Origin of the sequence: Pseudomonas sp. PB103 (genome assembly GCF_009764635.1) — a bacterium.
Lineage (GTDB): Bacteria > Pseudomonadota > Gammaproteobacteria > Pseudomonadales > Pseudomonadaceae > Aquipseudomonas.
This window is the reverse complement of record NZ_RWIL01000148.1, coordinates 1-18,308: the sequence shown is the minus strand read 5'-3', so window position 1 is coordinate 18,308 and position 18,308 is coordinate 1. Positions and strand designations below refer to the sequence as shown.

Below are 18,308 nucleotides of genomic sequence, written 5' to 3'. Positions count from 1 at the left end.
GAGGCTTTTATCGGCCCAGGACAGGGAATTACCGGAGCATTTATGCGTTGGGCCTTGGGGGCACTGCTGGGAATCAGCCTGAGCGTGACGGCAGCGGAACCGCCGTTGCGCTTCGCCATGCCCGACAGTTGGGCGATGCCGATGGTGCAGTTCGAGCGCGGCCGCCCAACCCAAGGCATTCTCTACGACCTGATGCTCAGCCTGGCCACGCAGATCGGCGTACCGGCCGAGTTTCACGTCTTGCCCCGCGCGCGCGTGCAGACGGCGATGGAGCAAGGCGAGATTGACGTGCGTTGCTATGCCGCGCAATCGTGGCTGCCGAATCAGTCGGGGGATTACATCTGGAGTCTGCCGCTGCTGTTTCAACGCGACTTGTTGATCAGCCGCCAGGATCAGCCGGCCAGTGCCGATCCCGCTCACCTGCCCCGCCAATCCATCGGCACCGTCCTTGGCTACACCTACCCGACTCTGCAACCGCTGTTCGATGCCGATCGCCTGCAACGTGAAGATGCGCGCAATCAGGAGCAGGTGCTGGAGAAGCTGCTGGCCGGGCGTTATCGCTATGCGGTGAGCAATCAGTGGACGCTTGACTGGTTCAATCAGCGCCTGATGCCCGCACAACAACTGCAAGGTGTCGCCGTGTTGCAGGAACAGAAAGTCGGTTGTTACGTGAGGAATGACCCGAAAGTGCCGGTGCAGCGGATATTGCGCACGTTGCTGCGGATGCAAATGTCGGGGGAGATTGATGAGATTATCCGGCTCTACACCGGCCACTCCGACAACACCCCGTAACCTTGTGGGAGCTGGCTTGCCAGCGATTGCGGATTTTCAGTGAAATAGATGAACTTGACCCACCGCTATCGCTGGCAAGCCAGCTCCCACAGTATCCTCATCAGCAGTGGGATTTGTGTCGGGACGGCAAATCGCAGACACAAAAAAACCGCAGTGGGCGAAACCCATGCAGTTCTGGTTGAAGCGTTCGATTGTTCGTTAAGGTGGTAACCCCACCAGCCACACCCCGGCACACAATGTTCCCGCTGTGGCTGCTGCCTTCCGGCTCTGACCAGGTTCACGGGTAATCGTTGCGGGGGGACCGATGGGGTCACCATAACGACGCTTGCCTGTCGGCGAGCCGCGCCATTGTACCTATCTGAGACGAAGTTACAACCGTTGGTTGCAGATTAAAAACATGAACAAGGTCAAGGACATAAAGATCGCAGCCTGCGGCAGCTCCTACATGGATGCGCGTTCACCTGTAGGAGCTGCCGCAGGCTGCGATCTTTTGACCTTATAGCGCCAACACCTCGTCCGCCCTACCGCCCGCCTGCTGAATCACCAGATGAATGAAGTGCAGCTTGGCAATCGCAGCCGCCGGCAGCACGAACGGGTAGAAATCCGGCTGCCCCATGCTGCGTGACAGTTCATTGAGCATCCCGGCCAGTTCGATCCACGCGTTGACGAACGATAGGAACGCCTCGCCGCCAGGATGTTCCGGGTCGTACAGCGTGCTGGTCGGAAACGGCTGGTAGTCGAAATCCATTTCCCGCGCGCTCATGCCGAAGCCCAGCGCGGTGTCCACCGCGTCCATCATGTGCAGGTAATGCGCCCAGGTTTCCGCCCAGTCTTCCCACGGGTGCATGGTTGCGTAGGCGCTGACGTAGTGCTGCGGCCAGTCGAGTGGCGCGCCCTGCTGGTAATGGCGATCCAGTGCTTCGGCGTAACTGGCGCGCTCGTCGCCGAACAGACTACGAAACGATCCCAGCCATGGGCCGTTGGCGATCAATCGATCCCAGTAATAGTGGCCGACCTCATGACGAAAATGCCCGAGCAGCGTGCGATAGGGTTCGTGCATCTGCGCCCTCACCTGCTCGCGGTGGGCGTCGTCGGCTTCTTTGATGTCGAGGGTGATCAACCCGTTGGCATGGCCGGTCATCGGTGCGTTGCCCTGGAGGTCGACACCGATGAAATCGAACGCCAGGCCGGTGTCTTCATCCACGGTTTTCGGAATGACGGGCAGGCCGAGGGTGATCAGTTGCGCGACAAGGCGACGCTTGGCGATTTCGACTTTGCGCCAGCGCTCGGGGTTTTCCGGGTCGGACAGGTCGGGGATGGTGCGGTTGAGGCTGCAGGCGACGCACAAGGCATCGTCAACGCTGGCCGGCAGCAGCCAGTTACACGCGGCGGGGGTGTCGAGGTTGGCGCAGCGGCGATAGAGCCCTGCGTCGGGATCGGCATCCAGTGTCCAGGTGCCGTTCTCCGCGCCGGGCGACAGCGAGGTGATGCGGCTTTCTTCCGGTTGGTAACCGAGCAAGGCATTGCAGGCCAGGCACTGGCTGTTGCGAAAGAACAACGACTGGCCGCAGCGGCACGGCCAGACTTTGCTGTTGCGTGAGGATTCGGCCATGAACGGCGCGATGATGCGGGAACTGAGCTGCTCGAAAAAGCGGTGCATGGCGATCTCTCCCTGGGGCTTGCAGAGACTAGATCATTCCCATGACAACATCGTTCCCACCCATAACAGTGCAACCAGGTGATTGCACCATTGTGGCGAGGGGATTTATCCCCGTTGGGTTGCGAAGCGACCCCAAATCCATACAACGCGGTTAGTCAGATGTACCGCGTTGTACGGTTTTGCGACGACTGCGTCGCCGAACGGGGATAAATCCCCTCGCCACAGGGTTTTGTGTCAGACCTGAAGGCCAAGGTTTTGTGTCAGACCTGAAGGCCATGGGCTTTGTGTCAGACCTGAAGGCCGTGGGTTTTGTGTCAGACCTGAAGGCCATGGGTTTTGTGTCAGACCTGAAGGCCGTGGGTTTTGTGTCAGACCTGAAGGCCGTGGGTTTTGAGGAAGGCGATGAAGGTTTCTTCGTCCATCACTTTCACGCCCAGCTCATTGGCCTTGGTCAGTTTGGAACCGGCACCAGGGCCTGCAACCACGCAATGAGTCTTCGCCGAGACCGAACCGGCAACCTTCGCGCCCAGGCTTTCCAGGTGATCCTTGGCTACGTCACGGCTCATCAATTCAACCTTGCCCGTCAACACCCAAGTCTCGCCAGCCAACGGCAAGCCTTCGACGACTTTCTTCTCGCTCTGCCAATGCATGCCGAAATCACGCAGCTGCTTCTCGGAGGCCTCGGCCAGTTGCCGGTTCTCAGGCAGGGCAAAAAACTCGCGAACCGAATTCGCCTGCTTCTCCGGCAACGCCTGACGCATGTCCAGCCAGTCAGCGTTCATCACCGCCTCCAGCGAGCCAAACTTGTCCGCCAGTTTCTGCGCGCCACCAGGGCCGACCGAAGGAATGTGCAGCTTGTCGAGGAAGCCGCCCAGCGTGGTACTGGCCGCGAATTCCGCACCCAGCTCACCCTGATCCTGAATCTGTAAACCATGCCCGAGCAATTCGCTGATCACCTGCTGGTTATGCGCATCTTCAAAGAAGCTGTGAATCTCGTGCGCCACTTCCAGACCGACATCCGGCAGATACGTCAGCACTTGTGGCAACGCCTGCTGCACCCGCTCCAGCGAACCCAGCGAACGCGCCAGCACCTTGGCCGTCTCTTCGCCGACATCAGGAATGCCCAGCGCATAGATGAAGCGCGCGAGGCTCGGCTTCTTGCTGTCCTCGATGGCCGCCAGCAGCTTGTTACTGGACACCTCGGCAAAACCTTCGAGATCGACGATGTCGTCGAACTTCAGCGCATACAGATCGGCCGGCGAATTGACCAGACCTTCATCGACCAGTTGCTCGACGCTCTTGTCGCCAAGGCCTTCGATGTCCATCGCCCGGCGCGAGACGAAGTGAATGATCGCCTGCTTCAATTGCGCACCACAGGCCAGACGCCCGACGCAGCGATACACCGCGCCTTCGCTGACGGTTTCCTTGCCCTTGCTGCGCTTGATCAGTTGCGTGCGCTCAACGTGCGAGCCGCACACCGGGCAGCTCTCCGGGATCTGCACCGCGCGTGCGTTTTCCGGGCGGCGATCCATGACCACTTGCACCACTTGCGGAATCACATCACCGGCACGGCGAATGATCACCGTGTCGCCAATCATCAGGCCCAGACGCGCGACTTCATCCATGTTGTGCAACGTGGCGTTGGCCACGGTGACGCCGGCGACTTTGACCGGTTTCAGACGCGCGACCGGCGTAACCGCGCCAGTACGACCGACCTGAAACTCGACGTCGAGCAGCTCGGTGAGCTCTTCCATGGCCGGGAATTTATGCGCGATTGCCCAACGTGGTTCGCGGGCGCGGAAGCCCAGTTCGCGCTGATCAGCAATGCTGTTGACCTTGAACACCACACCGTCGATTTCATAGGTCAGCGCGTTACGGCGCGCGCCGATGTCGCGGTAGTAATCCAGGCACTCGTCGATGCCTTTTGCCAGTTTCAGCTCGTGGCTGATCGGCATGCCCCACTTCTGCAACTGCTTGAGGTTGCCGATGTGGGTGTCGGCAATATCGTGGGAGACCTGGCCGATGCCGTAGCAGCAGAATTCCAGCGGACGGTTGGCGGTGATCTTCGAGTCCAGCTGGCGCAAGCTGCCGGCCGCGGCGTTGCGCGGGTTGGCGAAGGTCTTGCCGCCGACTTCCAGTTGCGAGGCGTTGAGGCGCTCGAAACCGGCCTTGGACATGAACACTTCACCGCGCACTTCCAGCGTCGCCGGCCAGCCTTCGCCGTGCAGCTTCAGCGGGATATTGCGCACGGTACGTACGTTGACGCTGATGTCTTCGCCGGTGGTGCCGTCGCCGCGCGTGGCGCCGCGTACCAATACGCCGTCCTGATAGAGCAGGCTGACCGCCAGGCCATCGAGCTTCGGCTCGCAGCTGTATTCCACCGCCGCACTGCCGCCGAACAGATCGCCGACCGGCAGATCCAGACCTTCGGTGACGCGGCGATCAAACTCGCGCATGTCGCTTTCTTCGAAGGCGTTGCCGAGGCTGAGCATCGGCACTTCGTGACGCACCTGGGTGAACGCGGTCAGCGCCACGCTGCCGACGCGCTGGGTTGGCGAGTCGCTGGTGATCAGTTCCGGGTTGGCCGCTTCCAGCGCCTTGAGCTCGTGGAACAACCGATCGTACTCGGCGTCCGGAATGCTCGGTTCGTCGAGGACGTGGTAACGGTAGTTGTGCTGATCGAGTTCAGCGCGCAGTTCTAGGATGCGGTTTTTGGCGGCGGTCATGGGTGTTCTCTCATAAAGCAAAAGAGCAGCCGAGGCTGCTCTAATTCATCTATCTGTGGCAGCAGAAGCAAAAGATCGCAGCCTTCGGCAGCTCCTACAGAAATCGCATTCCTGTAGGAGCTGTCGAGTGAAACGAGGCTGCGATCTTTTGATCTTGGCCTTAGCGCTTCTGGGTCAGGGCGCGGCGTTCGAATTCGACGATGCGCTGACGGTAGTGCTCGATCGTTTGCGCGGTCAGCACGCTGCGCTGATCATCTTTCAGCTCGCCGTTCAGTTCCTGCGACAGCTTGCGCGCTGCAGCGACCATCACGTCGAAGGCTTGCTTCGGATGACGCGGGCCCGGCAGACCGAGGAAGAAGCTCACCGCCGGGGTGCTGAAATGGTCAATGTCGTCCAGATCGAAGATGCCCGGTTTGACCGCGTTGGCCATGGAGAACAGCACTTCGCCGTTGCCAGCCATGCTTTCGTGACGGTGGAAAATATCCATCTCGCCAAAACGCAGACCGCTTTCCAGAATGTTCTGCAACAGCGCCGGGCCTTTGAAGCCGGCAGCGTCACGGCAGATCACGCTGATCACCAGCACTTCTTCGGCTTGCGGCTGGTCTTTGTCGACCACGGCAGGCGCAGGCTTGGTGTCTTCAACGAAGTCGTCGTCACGGCTACTGAAGCCCGGGCCGTCGTCCAGATCCAGATCGAGGTTCAAGTCGCCCTGCGCCGAACCCTTGCCGCCACGCTTGCCACGTTTCGAACCGGATTCGCGAGGCTCGCGTGCTTCGCGGGCCGGCATGCTCACCGATGGCAGATCGTGTTCGTCCAGCTGTGGTTCTTTATGGTTGTCCAGCACGCGAGCCGGGCCCAACAGCTCAGCGCTGGTGTCCTCGTCCGGCAGGTTGGACAGACTTCGGTCAAGACGGAATTTCAGTTTTCCCTTGCCGCCGCGCATACGGCGCCAGCCATCGAAAAGAATACCGGCTATCACTATGATGCCGATGACGATCAGCCACTCGCGCAGACCGATTTCCATGTAATCCCGTGCCTCTATAAAAAATGCTGAAAAATAAGGGGTTTACATTGTGCAAACCGCTTTAAAACGTGGCGCCAACTCTATGTTCTGACAGGCGTTTTGCCCACGTATACGAAAAATTGACATTAAACTAGCACGACCAAAGACAACTTTACACCGTCTGTCGAAATCGCTGCGCAAATTGTGTCGATTTGCCATCTTCATTCAAATAGCCAGCCTATCGTTATCCGTGCGCAGCTCAGCTGCAAGTTCCGAGCTATGAGCGACAAGCTTTAAACTTGCAGCTCGCAACTTATCGCTCGAAGCTGCGCCGCTAGGCGTCCACCATCGCCATCGCCTCCTCGACATCCACGGCTACCAGTCGCGAACAACCCGGTTCATGCATCGTCACCCCCATCAACTGCTCGGCCATTTCCATGGCGATCTTGTTGTGGGTGATATAGATGAACTGCACGGTCTGCGACATCTCTTTGACCAAGCGTGCGTAGCGTCCAACGTTAGCGTCATCCAGCGGTGCGTCAACCTCATCGAGCATGCAGAACGGCGCCGGGTTCAACTTGAAGATGGCAAAAACCAGTGCCAGCGCGGTGAGGGCTTTCTCCCCGCCGGAGAGCAAATGGATGGTGCTGTTCTTCTTTCCTGGCGGCTGCGCCATGATCGTTACCCCTGTATCGAGTAGATCTTCGCCCGTCAGTTCCAAATACGCCCGTCCACCACCGAAAACTTTTGGAAAAAGTGCCTGTAAACCGCCATTGATCTGATCAAAGGTATCTTTGAAGCGGTTGCGGGTCTCCTTGTCGATCTTGCGGATTACGTTCTCGAGGGTCTCCAGCGCTTCGACCAGATCGGCGTTCTGCGCGTCCAGATAACGTTTACGCTCGGACTGTTGCGTGTATTCATCGATGGCCGCGAGGTTGATCGCACCCAGGCGCTGAATCCGCGCGCTGATGCGTTCGAGTTCTTCTTCAGCTTCGCGTTCACTGGCTTGCGCGGTTAATGTTGCGAGCACGCCATTCAGATCGTAGCCGTCTTCGAGCAATTGATCCTGCAAAGCCTTGCGCCGCACCGTCAGGGCTTGCCATTCCATGCGCTGCTGTTCGAGCTGGCCGCGAATCAATTGTGATTGCTGCTCGGCCTGAGTCCGGCGTTTTTCTGCATCGCGCAGTTCGCGGTCGGCGTCTTCGAGGGCGATCTGCGCGGTCTTGAGTTCTTCGTCGACAGTCATGCGCTTGTCGAGCAGCTCTTCGAGTTTCAGACGCAGCTCTTCCAGCGGTGCCTCGCCCTCCTCCAGATTCAGACTCAACTGTTCGCGCTTTTCAGTCAGGCGCTCGGCCTGCATTTCCAGGCGCTCGAGCGCCTGGCGCGTGGAGTCGTGCTGCGCGCGCAACGAGCCAAGACGCACGGCCAGTTGATGGGCATGATCCTTGTGCTGCCGCGCTTCCTGCCGCACGCGATCGAGGCGTTCGCGCAGGCTGTCGCGCTGGGCCAGCAGCAACTCGCGCTGCTCGGTGTCCAGCGCCATGGCATCCAGCGCGTCCTGCAATTGCATGCGCGCTTCGCCGACTTGTTCGTGCTCAAGCTCGCGCTGTTCGCCGAGTTCGACCAGCTCTTCATCGAGACGGGTACGACGCAGAGTCAGTTGCTCGGCCTTGGCTTTGCCGGCGGACAGCTGAGCTTTCAATTCGCCTTGCTGGCGCGCTTCGTCTTGTAGCAAACGGCGCAAATGTTCGCGACCGTTTTCCTGCTGGCGCTGTTGCGCACGCAGAGTTTGCAGACGGGTTTCCATGGCCTCGACCGTGGCTTCTTTCTCTTCGCGTTCGAGGTGCAGCGCTTCGATTTCCTGGCCACGGGCAAGCATGCCGCTTTCTGCTTCGCTGGCACGTCGTACGCGTAAAAAGTGCCGACCGACCCAGTAACCGTCGCGGCTAATCAAGCTCTCGCCGGCGCTCAACTGCCCGCGCAAAGCCAAGGCTTGCTCAAGGCTGTCGACCGGTTTGACCTGACCGAGCCACGGCGACAGATCGATCTGCGCGTCGACTTTATCCAGCAAGCTGCCCGCCACCCGCACGCCATCGCTGGCCGGGCTGAGCAGACGCAGATCGCCCTGAGTAAAACCGGACAAATCGAAGCCGCTGAAATCGTCGACCAGCACCGCTTGCAGATCAGCACCGAGCACGGTTTCCACCGCCAATTCCCAACCGGCCTCAACCTTCAAGCCCTCGGCCAGACGCGGACGCTCGGCGAGGTGGTGTTCCTTCAGCCACTCGGCGGTGCCGGTGCCCGGATCGAGCGCGGCTTGCTGCAACGCTTCGAGAGACGCGAGGCGACCGTTGAGGCGCTGCAAATCACCCTGCGCCTGCTGCTGCGAGGTCAACGCCTGCTGCAATTCCTGGCGCAGTTGTTCAAGCTTTTCGACCTGCGCTTCTTCACTGGTCTGCAAATCTTCGAGGGTCGCTTCGGACTCGGCGAGCTGCTCGTTGAGTTCCATGATCGCCGCGTCTTCGGGGTCAGCCGAGAGTAACGCGCGCTCTTCGCCAAGACGCTTTTGCCGATCAGCCAGACGCTCCATGCTGGTTTCCAGCTGCTGAATGCGCGACTGCTGCACTTCGGCCTGGCGGCGCGGTTCGGCGGCGGTCAGATTGAAGGCGTCCCACTGCTCCTGCCAGCCGTGCATGACGCTTTCGGAATCCTCCAGCGCGGCGGCGGCTTCTTCGGCGGCCGCGCTGGTGACTTCCTGCTCGGGGGTGAGCATGTCCAGCTCTTCGCCGAGGGTCAGCAGCAAGGTGCGGTCGTGGCCCAGATGCGATTCGGTTTCCAGACGTGCGCGCTCGGCTTCTTTCAGATCGTCCTGCAACTGACGCAGACGTTGCTGGCCGTGCTGGATGCTCTGCTCGACCCGGGCGATGTCGCCGCCGACCGAATAAAAGCGCCCCTGCACCAGATTGAAGCGTTCGGACAGGTCATGGTGCCCGTCACGCAAGCGTTCGATGGCCGCGTCGGCATTGCGCTGCTCGGCGACCAAGGCTTCAAAACTGATTTCCTGCGTGCCGATGATCGACTCGCGCTGGCCGACCTGATCGTTGAGATCCTGCCAGCGCAGGGCCGACAGTTGCGCCTTGAGCTGACGCTCCTCGGCTTTGAATTCCTGATACTTCTTCGCCGCTTCGGCCTGGCGGTGCAGGCGTTCGAGTTGTCGTTCCAGCTCATCGCGCAGGTCGGTCAGACGCGCGAGGTTTTCGTGGGTGCGGCGGATACGGTTTTCGGTCTCGCGGCGGCGCTCTTTATATTTCGAGATACCGGCGGCTTCTTCGATGAAGTTGCGCAGGTCTTCCGGCTTGGATTCGATCAGCTTGGAGATCATCCCCTGCTCGATGATCGAGTAGCTGCGCGGGCCGAGGCCGGTGCCGAGGAAGATATCGGTGATGTCGCGACGACGGCATTTGGTGCCGTTGAGGTAATAGGTGGTCTGGCTGTCGCGGGTGACTTTGCGGCGAATCGAGATTTCCGCGTAGGCTGCGTACTCGCCCAGGAGCGTGCCGTCGGAGTTGTCGAAAACCAGCTCGATACTGGCCTGACTCACCGGTTTGCGGCTGGTCGAACCGTTGAAGATGACGTCGGTCATCGACTCGCCACGCAGGTTCTTCGCCGAACTTTCGCCCATCACCCAGCGGACGGCGTCGATGATGTTCGACTTGCCGCAACCGTTCGGCCCGACGACCGCCGCCATGTTACTGGGGAAGTTCACCGTGGTCGGATCGACGAAGGATTTGAATCCCGCCAGCTTGATGCACTTGAGCCGCACGCTTAGGCAACCGTCAGGGCAGAAACCACCAGATCGCAGCTGCGCTGGGCGTAAGCCGTCAGCACGATGCGGATCTGCGGCAAATCACGGGCAAGCACGGCGGCCAGCAGGCGTTCGAACAGTTCGAGGAACTCGCTCATTGAAGCCTTGCGCTGTTCGAGGGCGAGGAAGTACGCGCGGCTCATCGCCGGTTGCAGGTTCTCGACCGTTTCTTGCAGGTAAGGGTTATTGGCGAACGGATAGGCGGCGCGCATCACGCTGAAGCTGTCGTCGACGAAGCTGCGGATGTCCTGACGCTCGAAACTGGCGGTCAGGCGCTGCTGAATCTGCACGAACGGCGCCATGTCCGACTGCACTTGCCAGCCATTGGCCACCGAGTTGCCGAGCAGGATGTACAGCTCGCTCATCAGCGTGCACAGGCTCTGCACCTTGTGCGGCGTCAGCTCGGTGACGTGCGCGCCACGGCGCGGCAGGATCGCGATCAGGTGCCGGCGTTCGAGGATCAGCAAGGCTTCGCGGACCGAACCGCGGCTGACATTGAGCGCCAGCGTGACCTTCTGTTCCTGGATGCGCTCTCCCGGCTTCATTTCGCCACGAATGATGCGTTCGGCGAGGTGGTGAGCAATTTGCTCGGCGAGGCTGTCCGGCGCCTTGAACGTCATGGTTGTCCTTCAAACTCTATCGATCTGCACAAGCGGCGCAGTGTAGCGCAAATGCACGGTCATGGCGGAGTGCCCACTCGGCGGTTTTTGGCACGAATCCCGCAAAAAAGCGGGGTGACCAATGAAGGTCAATACTGAATAGACACGTTGTTGATCGACGAAATGGATTTTCCTGACCTTTAAGTCAGAAAACCATTGACCGAAAAGTCAGACCTGCTAAATTCGGTTCACGTCGGTTAACAACAATAATGAGTCTGCGAGGCCTTCCGTGATCCAGTTTTTACTTAACCAGGAACTCCGTAGCGAGCACGCCCTGGACCCGAATCTGACTGTGCTCAATTACCTGCGTGAACACGTCGGTAAATCGGGCACCAAAGAAGGTTGCGCCAGCGGTGACTGCGGCGCCTGCACCGTAGTGGTCGGTGAGTTGCAAACGGATGACGATGGCCGCGAACACATTCGCTATCGCAGCCTCAACTCGTGCCTGACTTTCGTCTCGTCGCTGCACGGCAAACAATTGATCAGCGTCGAAGACCTCAAGCACAAAGGCGAACTGCACAGCGTGCAGAAAGCCATGGTCGAGTGCCACGGTTCGCAGTGCGGTTTCTGCACCCCCGGTTTCGTCATGTCGCTGTTCGCCCTGCAAAAGAACAGCGATGCACCCGATCACGCCAAAGCCCACGAAGCACTGGCCGGCAACCTCTGCCGTTGCACTGGCTACCGGCCGATTCTGGCGGCTGCCGAACAATCCTGCTGCGGCAAGCAGCCGGATCAGTTCGATGCCCGTGAAGCAGACACCATCGCGCGCCTCAAAGCCATCGCCCCGACCGATATCGGCGAACTGAACAGTGGTGACAAGCGCTGCCTGGTGCCGCTGACCGTCGCCGATCTGGCCGACCTTTATGACGCTTATCCACAAGCGCGCCTGCTCGCTGGCGGCACCGATCTGGCGCTGGAAGTTACCCAGTTCCACCGCACCCTGCCGGTGATGATCTACGTCGGCAACGTCGCCGAAATGAAGCGCATCGAAACCTTCGAAGACCGCATCGAAATCGGCGCTGCTACCGCCCTCTCCGACTGCTACGAAGCGTTGAACGCCGAGTACCCGGACTTCGGCGAATTGCTGCACCGCTTTGCCTCGCTGCAAATCCGCAACCAGGGCACCCTCGGCGGCAACATCGGCAACGCCTCGCCGATCGGTGACTCGCCACCGCTGCTGATCGCCCTCGGCGCGCAAGTGGTGCTGTGCAAAGGCGAAACCCGCCGCACCCTGAACCTCGACGATTACTTCATCGACTACAAAGTCACGGCCCGTCAGGAAAGTGAGTTCATCGAGAAGATCATCGTGCCGCGCGCCACGGCTGAACAGTTGTTCCGCGCCTACAAAGTCTCCAAGCGCCTGGACGATGACATCTCCGCCGTCTGCGCCGCGTTCAACCTGCGCGTCGAAAACGGCGTGATCACCGATGCACGCATGGCCTTCGGCGGTATGGCCGCGATCCCGAAACGCGCTGCCCACTGTGAAGCTGCGCTGATCGGTGCGCCGTTCAACAATGCCGTGGTCGAACGTGCCTGCGCCGCACTGGCGGAAGATTTCACCCCGCTCTCGGACTTCCGCGCCAGCAAGGAATACCGCCTGCTCAGCGCGCAGAACCTGCTGCGCAAATACTTCATCGAACTGCAAACACCGCACATCGAGACTCGGGTGACCGCTTATGTCTAACCATCACGGCGTAGAAAAAACCCAAGCTGAACTGGCTGAATTGTTCGCCAAGGATCTGACCTCCGGTGTCGGCCGCAGCGTCAAGCACGACAGCGCCGCCAAGCACGTGTCCGGTGAAGCGCAGTACATCGATGACCGCCTGGAATTCCCCAACCAGTTACACCTGTATGCACGCATGTCGGACCGCGCCCACGCGAAAATCATCAGCATCGACACTTCACCGTGCTATGCCTTCGAAGGCGTGCGCATCGCCATCACCCACGAAGACGTGCCGGGCCTGAAAGACATCGGCCCGCTGATGCCGGGCGACCCGCTGCTGGCCATCGATGACGTGCAATTCGTCGGTCAACCGGTGCTCGCCGTCGCGGCGAAAGATCTGGAAACCGCGCGCAAAGCGGCGATGGCCGCGATCATCGAATACGAAGACCTCGAACCGGTGCTGGATGTGGTCGAAGCCCTGCGCAAACGCCACTTCGTGCTCGACAGCCACACCCACCAGCGCGGCGATTCGGTCTCTGCACTGGCCACGGCTGAACACCGCATTCAAGGCACGCTGCACATTGGTGGTCAGGAGCACTTCTACCTGGAGACGCAAATCTCCTCGGTAATGCCCACCGAAGACGGCGGCATGATCGTTTACTGCTCGACGCAGAACCCGACCGAAGTGCAAAAACTGGTCGCCGAAGTGCTCGACGTGTCGATGAACAAAATCGTCGTCGACATGCGCCGCATGGGCGGTGGTTTCGGTGGCAAGGAAACTCAGGCCGCCAGCCCGGCGTGCCTGTGCGCGGTGGTTGCGCACCTTACCGGGCAGCCGACCAAGATGCGCCTGCCGCGCGTCGAAGACATGCTGATGACCGGCAAGCGCCACCCGTTCTACGTCGAATACGACGTTGGCTTCGACAGCACCGGGCGCCTGCACGGAATCAACATGGACCTGGCCGGCAACTGCGGTTGCTCGCCGGACTTGTCCGCCTCCATCGTTGACCGCGCGATGTTCCACTCGGACAACTCGTACTACCTGGGCGACGCGACCATCAACGGTCACCGCTGCAAGACCAACACCGCGTCGAACACCGCTTACCGTGGTTTCGGCGGCCCGCAAGGCATGGTCGCTATCGAAGAAGTGATGGACGCGATAGCCCGTCACCTGCACCTCGATCCGCTGGCTGTGCGCAAGGCCAACTACTACGGCAAGACCGAGCGCAACGTCACCCATTACTACCAGACCGTTGAGCACAACATGCTCGAAGAGATGACCGCCGAACTGGAAGAAAGCAGCCAGTATCACGAGCGTCGCGAAGCGATCCGTCGCTACAACGCCAACAGCCCGATCCTGAAAAAAGGCCTGGCGCTGACCCCGGTGAAATTCGGTATTTCCTTCACCGCGAGCTTCTTGAACCAGGCAGGCGCCTTGATCCACATCTACACCGACGGCAGCATCCATCTGAACCATGGCGGCACCGAAATGGGTCAGGGCCTGAACACCAAAGTTGCGCAGGTCGTGGCCGAAGTGTTCCAGGTGGAAATCGATCGCGTACAGATCACCGCGACCAACACCGATAAGGTGCCGAACACCTCGCCGACCGCGGCGTCCAGCGGCGCTGACCTGAACGGTAAAGCGGCGCAGAACGCGGCGGAAATCATCAAGAAACGTCTGGTCGAATTCGCTGCGCGTCACTTCAAAGTCACTGAAGAAGACGTCGAATTCCACAACGGCCACGTGCGTGTTCGCGACCACATCCTGACCTTTGAAGCGCTGATCCAGCAGGCGTATTTCAATCAGGTGTCGCTGTCGAGCACCGGCTTTTACAAGACTCCGAAAATCTACTACGACCGCAGCCAGGCGCGTGGCCGTCCGTTCTACTACTTCGCCTTCGGCGCGGCGTGCTGCGAAGTGATCGTCGACACCCTGACCGGCGAGTACAAGATGCTGCGCACCGACATTCTTCACGACGTCGGCGCCTCATTGAACCCGTCCATCGACATCGGTCAGGTCGAGGGTGGCTTCATCCAGGGCATGGGCTGGCTGACCATGGAAGAGCTGGTCTGGAACAACAAAGGCAAGCTGATGACCAACGGCCCGGCCAGCTACAAAATCCCGGCGGTGGCGGACATGCCGCTGGATCTGCGCGTAAAACTGGTGGAAAACCGCAAGAACCCGGAAGACACGGTGTTCCATTCCAAGGCTGTCGGTGAACCACCGTTCATGCTCGGGATTGCGTCGTGGTGTGCGATCAAGGATGCGGTGGCGAGCCTCGGTGACTACAAGCACCAGCCGCAGATTGATGCGCCGGCGACGCCGGAGCGGGTGTTGTGGGGTTGCGAGCAGATGCGTCAGTTGAAGGCGGTGAAAGCCGTCGCGGCTGAAACCGAGTTGGCTCCGCTCTAGAACCGAGGCGCGGCCAATCGCTGGCAAGCCAGCTCCCACAGGGTTTTGTGGTGGTTAACCGATAGGCGTTACACCGCAAATCCTGTGGGAGCTGGCTTGCCAGCGATGAGGCCCGAACAGACAACGAAGATGTCGAGGTGAACATGTACAACTGGATCGACGCCCTCGCCGACCTGCAGAACCAGGGCGAACCCTGTGTGCTGGTGACGATCATCGAAGAACTCGGCTCGACGCCACGCAACGCCGGTTCGAAAATGGTCATCAGCGCCAACCAGAGCTTCGACACCATCGGTGGCGGGCATCTGGAATACAAAGCCATGCAGATCGCCCGCGACATGCTCGCCAGCGGTAAGCAGGACACCCATCTGGAGCGTTTCAGCCTCGGCGCCAGCCTGGGCCAGTGCTGCGGCGGCGCCACCGTGTTGCTGTTCGAACCGATGGGCCAGGTACAGGCGCAAATCGCCGTGTTCGGTGCCGGCCACGTTGGCCGCGCCTTGGTGCCACTGCTCGCCAGCCTGCCCTGCCGGGTGCGCTGGATCGATTCGCGCGATGCCGAATTCCCCGAACAGATCCCGCACGGCGTGCGTAAAATCGTCGCCGAAGAGCCTGTGGATGAAATCGATGACCTGCCCGCCGGCAGTTATTGCATCGTCATGACCCACAACCATCAACTCGACCTTGAACTCACTGCCGCGATTCTCAAGCGCAACGACTTCGCCTACTTCGGCCTGATCGGTTCGAAGACCAAACGCGTGAAGTTCGAACACCGTCTGCGTGATCGCGGTTTCGACAGCGGCGTCGTGCAACGCATGCGCTGCCCGATGGGCATCGGCGAAGTCAAAGGCAAACTGCCTGTGGAAATCGCCATCTCCATCGCCGGCGAAATCATCGCCACCTATAACGCCAACTTCGGCCAGCAGACTGCCAGCGCCGAACCGATTGCCAAACTGCTGCCGGTTTCACGGCGCAGTCAGGCCGCCAAACTCAAAGCCTCAAACTGATTAGAGAACCCTCATGCCTCTGACTCGCAAAGCCTACCGCGCCGCCATCCTGCACAGCATCGCCGACCCCGCCGAAGTCGGAATCGAAGCCTCCTACGAATATTTCGAGGATGGCCTGCTGGTGGTCGATGGCGGCAAGATCAGCGCCCTCGGCCACGCCAGTGATTTGCTGCCGACGCTGCCGGCAGACATCGAAATCGAGCACTACAAAGACGCGCTGATCACCCCGGGCTTCATCGACACGCACATTCACTTTCCGCAAACCGGCATGGTCGGCGCCTACGGCGAGCAACTGCTCGACTGGCTCAACACCTACACCTTCCCGTGCGAAAGCCAGTTCGGCGACAAGGCTCACGCCGACGAAGTTGCTGACATTTTCGTCAAGGAGCTGCTGCGCAACGGCACCACCACCGCGCTGGTGTTCGGCAGCGTGCACCCGCAGTCGGTGAACTCGTTGTTCGAAGCCGCCGAGAAGCTCGACCTGCGGATGATCGCCGGCAAGGTGATGATGGACCGCAACGCGCCGGACTATCTGACCGATACCGCCGAATCCAGCTACGTCGAAAGCAAGGCGCTGATCGAGCGCTGGCACGGCAAGGGCCGTTTGCACTACGCAGTGACCCCGCGCTTCGCACCGACTAGCACCCCGGAACAACTGACCCTCGCCGGGCAACTGCTGACCGAATACCCGGATCTGTACATGCAGACCCACATCAGCGAAAACCTCAAGGAAATCGAGTGGGTCAAGGAGCTGTTCCCGGAGCGCAAAGGCTACCTCGACGTTTACGACCACTACAAATTGCTCGGCGAGCGCTCGGTGTTCGCTCACGGCGTACACCTGTGCGACGACGAATGCGCGCGACTGGCGGAAACCGGCTCGGCGATCTCGTTCTGCCCGACTTCGAACTTCTTCCTGGGTAGCGGCTTGTTCAACTTGCCGATGGCCGAGAAGCACAAACTCAATGTCGGCCTGGGCACTGACGTGGGTGGCGGCACCAGTTTCTCGCTGCTGCAAACGCTGAACGAAGCGTACAAAGTGATGCAACTGCAAGGGGCGCGACTGAGTCCGTTCAAGTCGCTGTACTTGGCGACCCTCGGTGGCGCGCGGGCGCTGCGTCTGGAAGACAAGATCGGCAACCTGCAACCGGGTTCCGACGCAGACTTCCTGGTGCTCGATTACAACGCCACGCCGCTGCTGAGCTACCGCTTGAAGCAGGCCAACAACATTGCCGAGTCGTTGTTTGTGTTGATGACGCTGGGTGATGACCGCACGGTGCAGCAGACGTATGCGGCGGGGGCTTTGGTGCATCAGCGCTAAGCTTTTCCCAAGGCAAAAAAATCCCCCGGTACTTTTCAGTCCGGGGGATTTTTATTGCCTGTCAGATTGCTATCGCTGGCAAGCCAGCTCCCACAGGGATTTATGGTGTTTACCAAATCTGCGATAAACCGAGAAACCTGTGGGAGCTGGCTTGCCAGCGATTGGGGCGACTCGGTCTGACTTATAGCTTGGCCGCAGGGCGCCCAGGCTTCTTGGTCTGCAACAAATGCGAGAACACCGCATGCAGATCATCCGACGCGCCTTCCTCGTCGAGGTTGAGCTTGCTGTCGATGTGATCCATGTGGTGCATCATCAGATTCACCGCCAGCTCACCGTCGCGTTTCTCGATCGCGTCGATCAACTGCGTGTGTTCGTCATACGAACAATGCGAGCGGTTGCCGCTTTCATATTGGGCAATGATCAGCGACGTCTGCGAAACCAGACTGCGCTGGAAGCTGATCAACGGCGCGTTCATCGCCGCTTCCGCCAGTTTCAGGTGGAACTCGCCCGACAGACGAATACCGGCACCGCGATCGCCACGCGAGAAGCTGTCGCGCTCGTCGTTGACCATCTGGCGCAATTCGGCGATCTGCTCGGCGGTGGCGTGTTGCACCGCCAGCTCCGTGATCGCGCGCTCAACCAGACGGCGTGCGAGAAACACCTGACGCGCCTCTTCAACACTCGGGCTGGCGACGACGGCGCCACGGTTCGGCCGCAACAGCACGACGCCTTCATGGGCCAGACGCGACAGCGCGCGGCGAATGATGGTGCGGCTGACCCCAAAGATTTCCCCCAGCGCTTCTTCGCTCAATTTTGTGCCGGGCGCCAGACGCTGTTCGAGGATGGCCTCGAAGATATGCGCGTAGACAATATCGTCCTGGGTTCCGCTGCGGCCGGCTTTGCCTGCTCGCGGTTGTTTCTTGAGGGGTTGCAACTGTTCGTTCATGGGCACTCGAGTCGGGAGAACTGCGGCGAATAGACCGTGACTGTAATACGGCACAGTAGGTCGCTGGCAAGTATCGCGTAAAAAACAGCGCGATTGTACACAATGAAAGGTGGCAACACGACTGTACGGCTGTTTGTGACTTCGGCTGTATTGCAACGATCCGTTACGATTGAGTTTAGGCTTGATCACAGAATCCGCCGCCCGCCTCATGTAGGAGCTGCCGAAGGCTGCGATCTTTTGATTTTTAGAAGCAAGATCAAAA

The 18,308-nt window shown here is 60.0% G+C and carries 11 protein-coding genes and 1 other RNA gene; 5 read left to right on the top strand and 7 right to left on the bottom strand.

Features of this window, described 5'->3' with window-relative positions:
* Positions 1–42: 42 nt before the first annotated feature.
* The gene (locus EJA70_RS26055; protein ID WP_158834571.1) at positions 43–792 is read left to right on the top strand and encodes an ABC transporter substrate-binding protein; all 750 of its coding nucleotides are present in this window, start codon (positions 43–45) and stop codon (positions 790–792) included.
* A gap of 210 nt (positions 793–1,002) precedes the next feature.
* Here the strand turns inward: EJA70_RS26055 and ffs are convergent.
* The 6 genes from ffs to EJA70_RS26025 form a co-directional block, all read right to left on the bottom strand.
* An RNA gene (gene ffs / locus EJA70_RS26050) (signal recognition particle sRNA small type) lies at positions 1,003–1,099 on the bottom strand.
* A gap of 189 nt (positions 1,100–1,288) precedes the next feature.
* Positions 1,289–2,452 (bottom strand): putative zinc-binding metallopeptidase, encoded by a 1,164-nt coding sequence (locus EJA70_RS26045; protein WP_158834568.1) that lies wholly within the window; start codon positions 2,450–2,452, stop codon positions 1,289–1,291.
* A gap of 368 nt (positions 2,453–2,820) precedes the next feature.
* Positions 2,821–5,178: an NAD-dependent DNA ligase LigA gene (ligA, locus tag EJA70_RS26040; RefSeq protein ID WP_158834565.1), complete on the bottom strand. Its 2,358-nt coding sequence runs from the start codon at positions 5,176–5,178 to the stop codon at positions 2,821–2,823.
* Positions 5,179–5,338: 160 nt separating this feature from the next.
* On the bottom strand, positions 5,339–6,202 hold the full coding sequence (gene zipA, locus EJA70_RS26035) for a cell division protein ZipA (RefSeq protein ID WP_158834562.1): 864 nt from the start codon (positions 6,200–6,202) through the stop codon (positions 5,339–5,341).
* Between the two features lie 313 nt (positions 6,203–6,515).
* Complete coding sequence (gene smc / locus EJA70_RS26030; RefSeq protein WP_158834559.1) at positions 6,516–10,004, bottom strand: chromosome segregation protein SMC; 3,489 nt, start codon at positions 10,002–10,004, stop codon at positions 6,516–6,518.
* A 2-nt stretch (positions 10,005–10,006) separates the two neighbouring features.
* A complete protein-coding gene (locus EJA70_RS26025; protein WP_008082296.1) occupies positions 10,007–10,666 on the bottom strand; it encodes a GntR family transcriptional regulator in 660 nt (219 codons plus the stop codon).
* Between the two features lie 268 nt (positions 10,667–10,934).
* Here EJA70_RS26025 and xdhA point away from each other — a divergent pair, with 268 nt between their 5' ends.
* From xdhA to guaD, 4 genes are all read left to right on the top strand, one after another.
* Positions 10,935–12,389: a xanthine dehydrogenase small subunit gene (xdhA, locus tag EJA70_RS26020; RefSeq protein ID WP_158834557.1), complete on the top strand. Its 1,455-nt coding sequence runs from the start codon at positions 10,935–10,937 to the stop codon at positions 12,387–12,389.
* Positions 12,382–14,781, top strand: a complete 2,400-nt coding sequence (xdhB, locus tag EJA70_RS26015) for a xanthine dehydrogenase molybdopterin binding subunit (RefSeq protein ID WP_008082299.1) — start codon at positions 12,382–12,384, stop codon at positions 14,779–14,781. Before xdhA ends, xdhB begins: the two co-directional genes overlap by 8 nt.
* Positions 14,782–14,924: 143 nt before the next feature.
* Positions 14,925–15,782 (top strand): xanthine dehydrogenase accessory protein XdhC, encoded by an 858-nt coding sequence (xdhC, locus tag EJA70_RS26010; RefSeq protein ID WP_158834555.1) that lies wholly within the window; start codon positions 14,925–14,927, stop codon positions 15,780–15,782.
* A 13-nt stretch (positions 15,783–15,795) separates the two neighbouring features.
* Positions 15,796–17,100: a guanine deaminase gene (gene guaD, locus EJA70_RS26005; RefSeq protein ID WP_158834553.1), complete on the top strand. Its 1,305-nt coding sequence runs from the start codon at positions 15,796–15,798 to the stop codon at positions 17,098–17,100.
* A gap of 181 nt (positions 17,101–17,281) precedes the next feature.
* Here the strand turns inward: guaD and EJA70_RS26000 are convergent, their stop codons facing one another.
* Complete coding sequence (locus EJA70_RS26000) at positions 17,282–18,046, bottom strand: GntR family transcriptional regulator (protein ID WP_007918375.1); 765 nt, start codon at positions 18,044–18,046, stop codon at positions 17,282–17,284.
* Positions 18,047–18,308: the final 262 nt, after the last annotated feature.

Coding starts and splice junctions, on each gene's coding strand:
- EJA70_RS26055 (WP_158834571.1), top strand. CDS start 43: ATGCGTTGGGCCTTGGGGGCACTGCTGGGAATCAGCCTGAGCGTGACG.
- EJA70_RS26045 (WP_158834568.1), bottom strand. CDS start 2,452: ATGCACCGCTTTTTCGAGCAGCTCAGTTCCCGCATCATCGCGCCGTTC.
- ligA (WP_158834565.1), bottom strand. CDS start 5,178: ATGACCGCCGCCAAAAACCGCATCCTAGAACTGCGCGCTGAACTCGAT.
- zipA (WP_158834562.1), bottom strand. CDS start 6,202: ATGGAAATCGGTCTGCGCGAGTGGCTGATCGTCATCGGCATCATAGTG.
- EJA70_RS26025 (WP_008082296.1), bottom strand. CDS start 10,666: ATGACGTTCAAGGCGCCGGACAGCCTCGCCGAGCAAATTGCTCACCAC.
- xdhB (WP_008082299.1), top strand. CDS start 12,382: ATGTCTAACCATCACGGCGTAGAAAAAACCCAAGCTGAACTGGCTGAA.
- xdhC (WP_158834555.1), top strand. CDS start 14,925: ATGTACAACTGGATCGACGCCCTCGCCGACCTGCAGAACCAGGGCGAA.
- guaD (WP_158834553.1), top strand. CDS start 15,796: ATGCCTCTGACTCGCAAAGCCTACCGCGCCGCCATCCTGCACAGCATC.
- EJA70_RS26000 (WP_007918375.1), bottom strand. CDS start 18,046: ATGAACGAACAGTTGCAACCCCTCAAGAAACAACCGCGAGCAGGCAAA.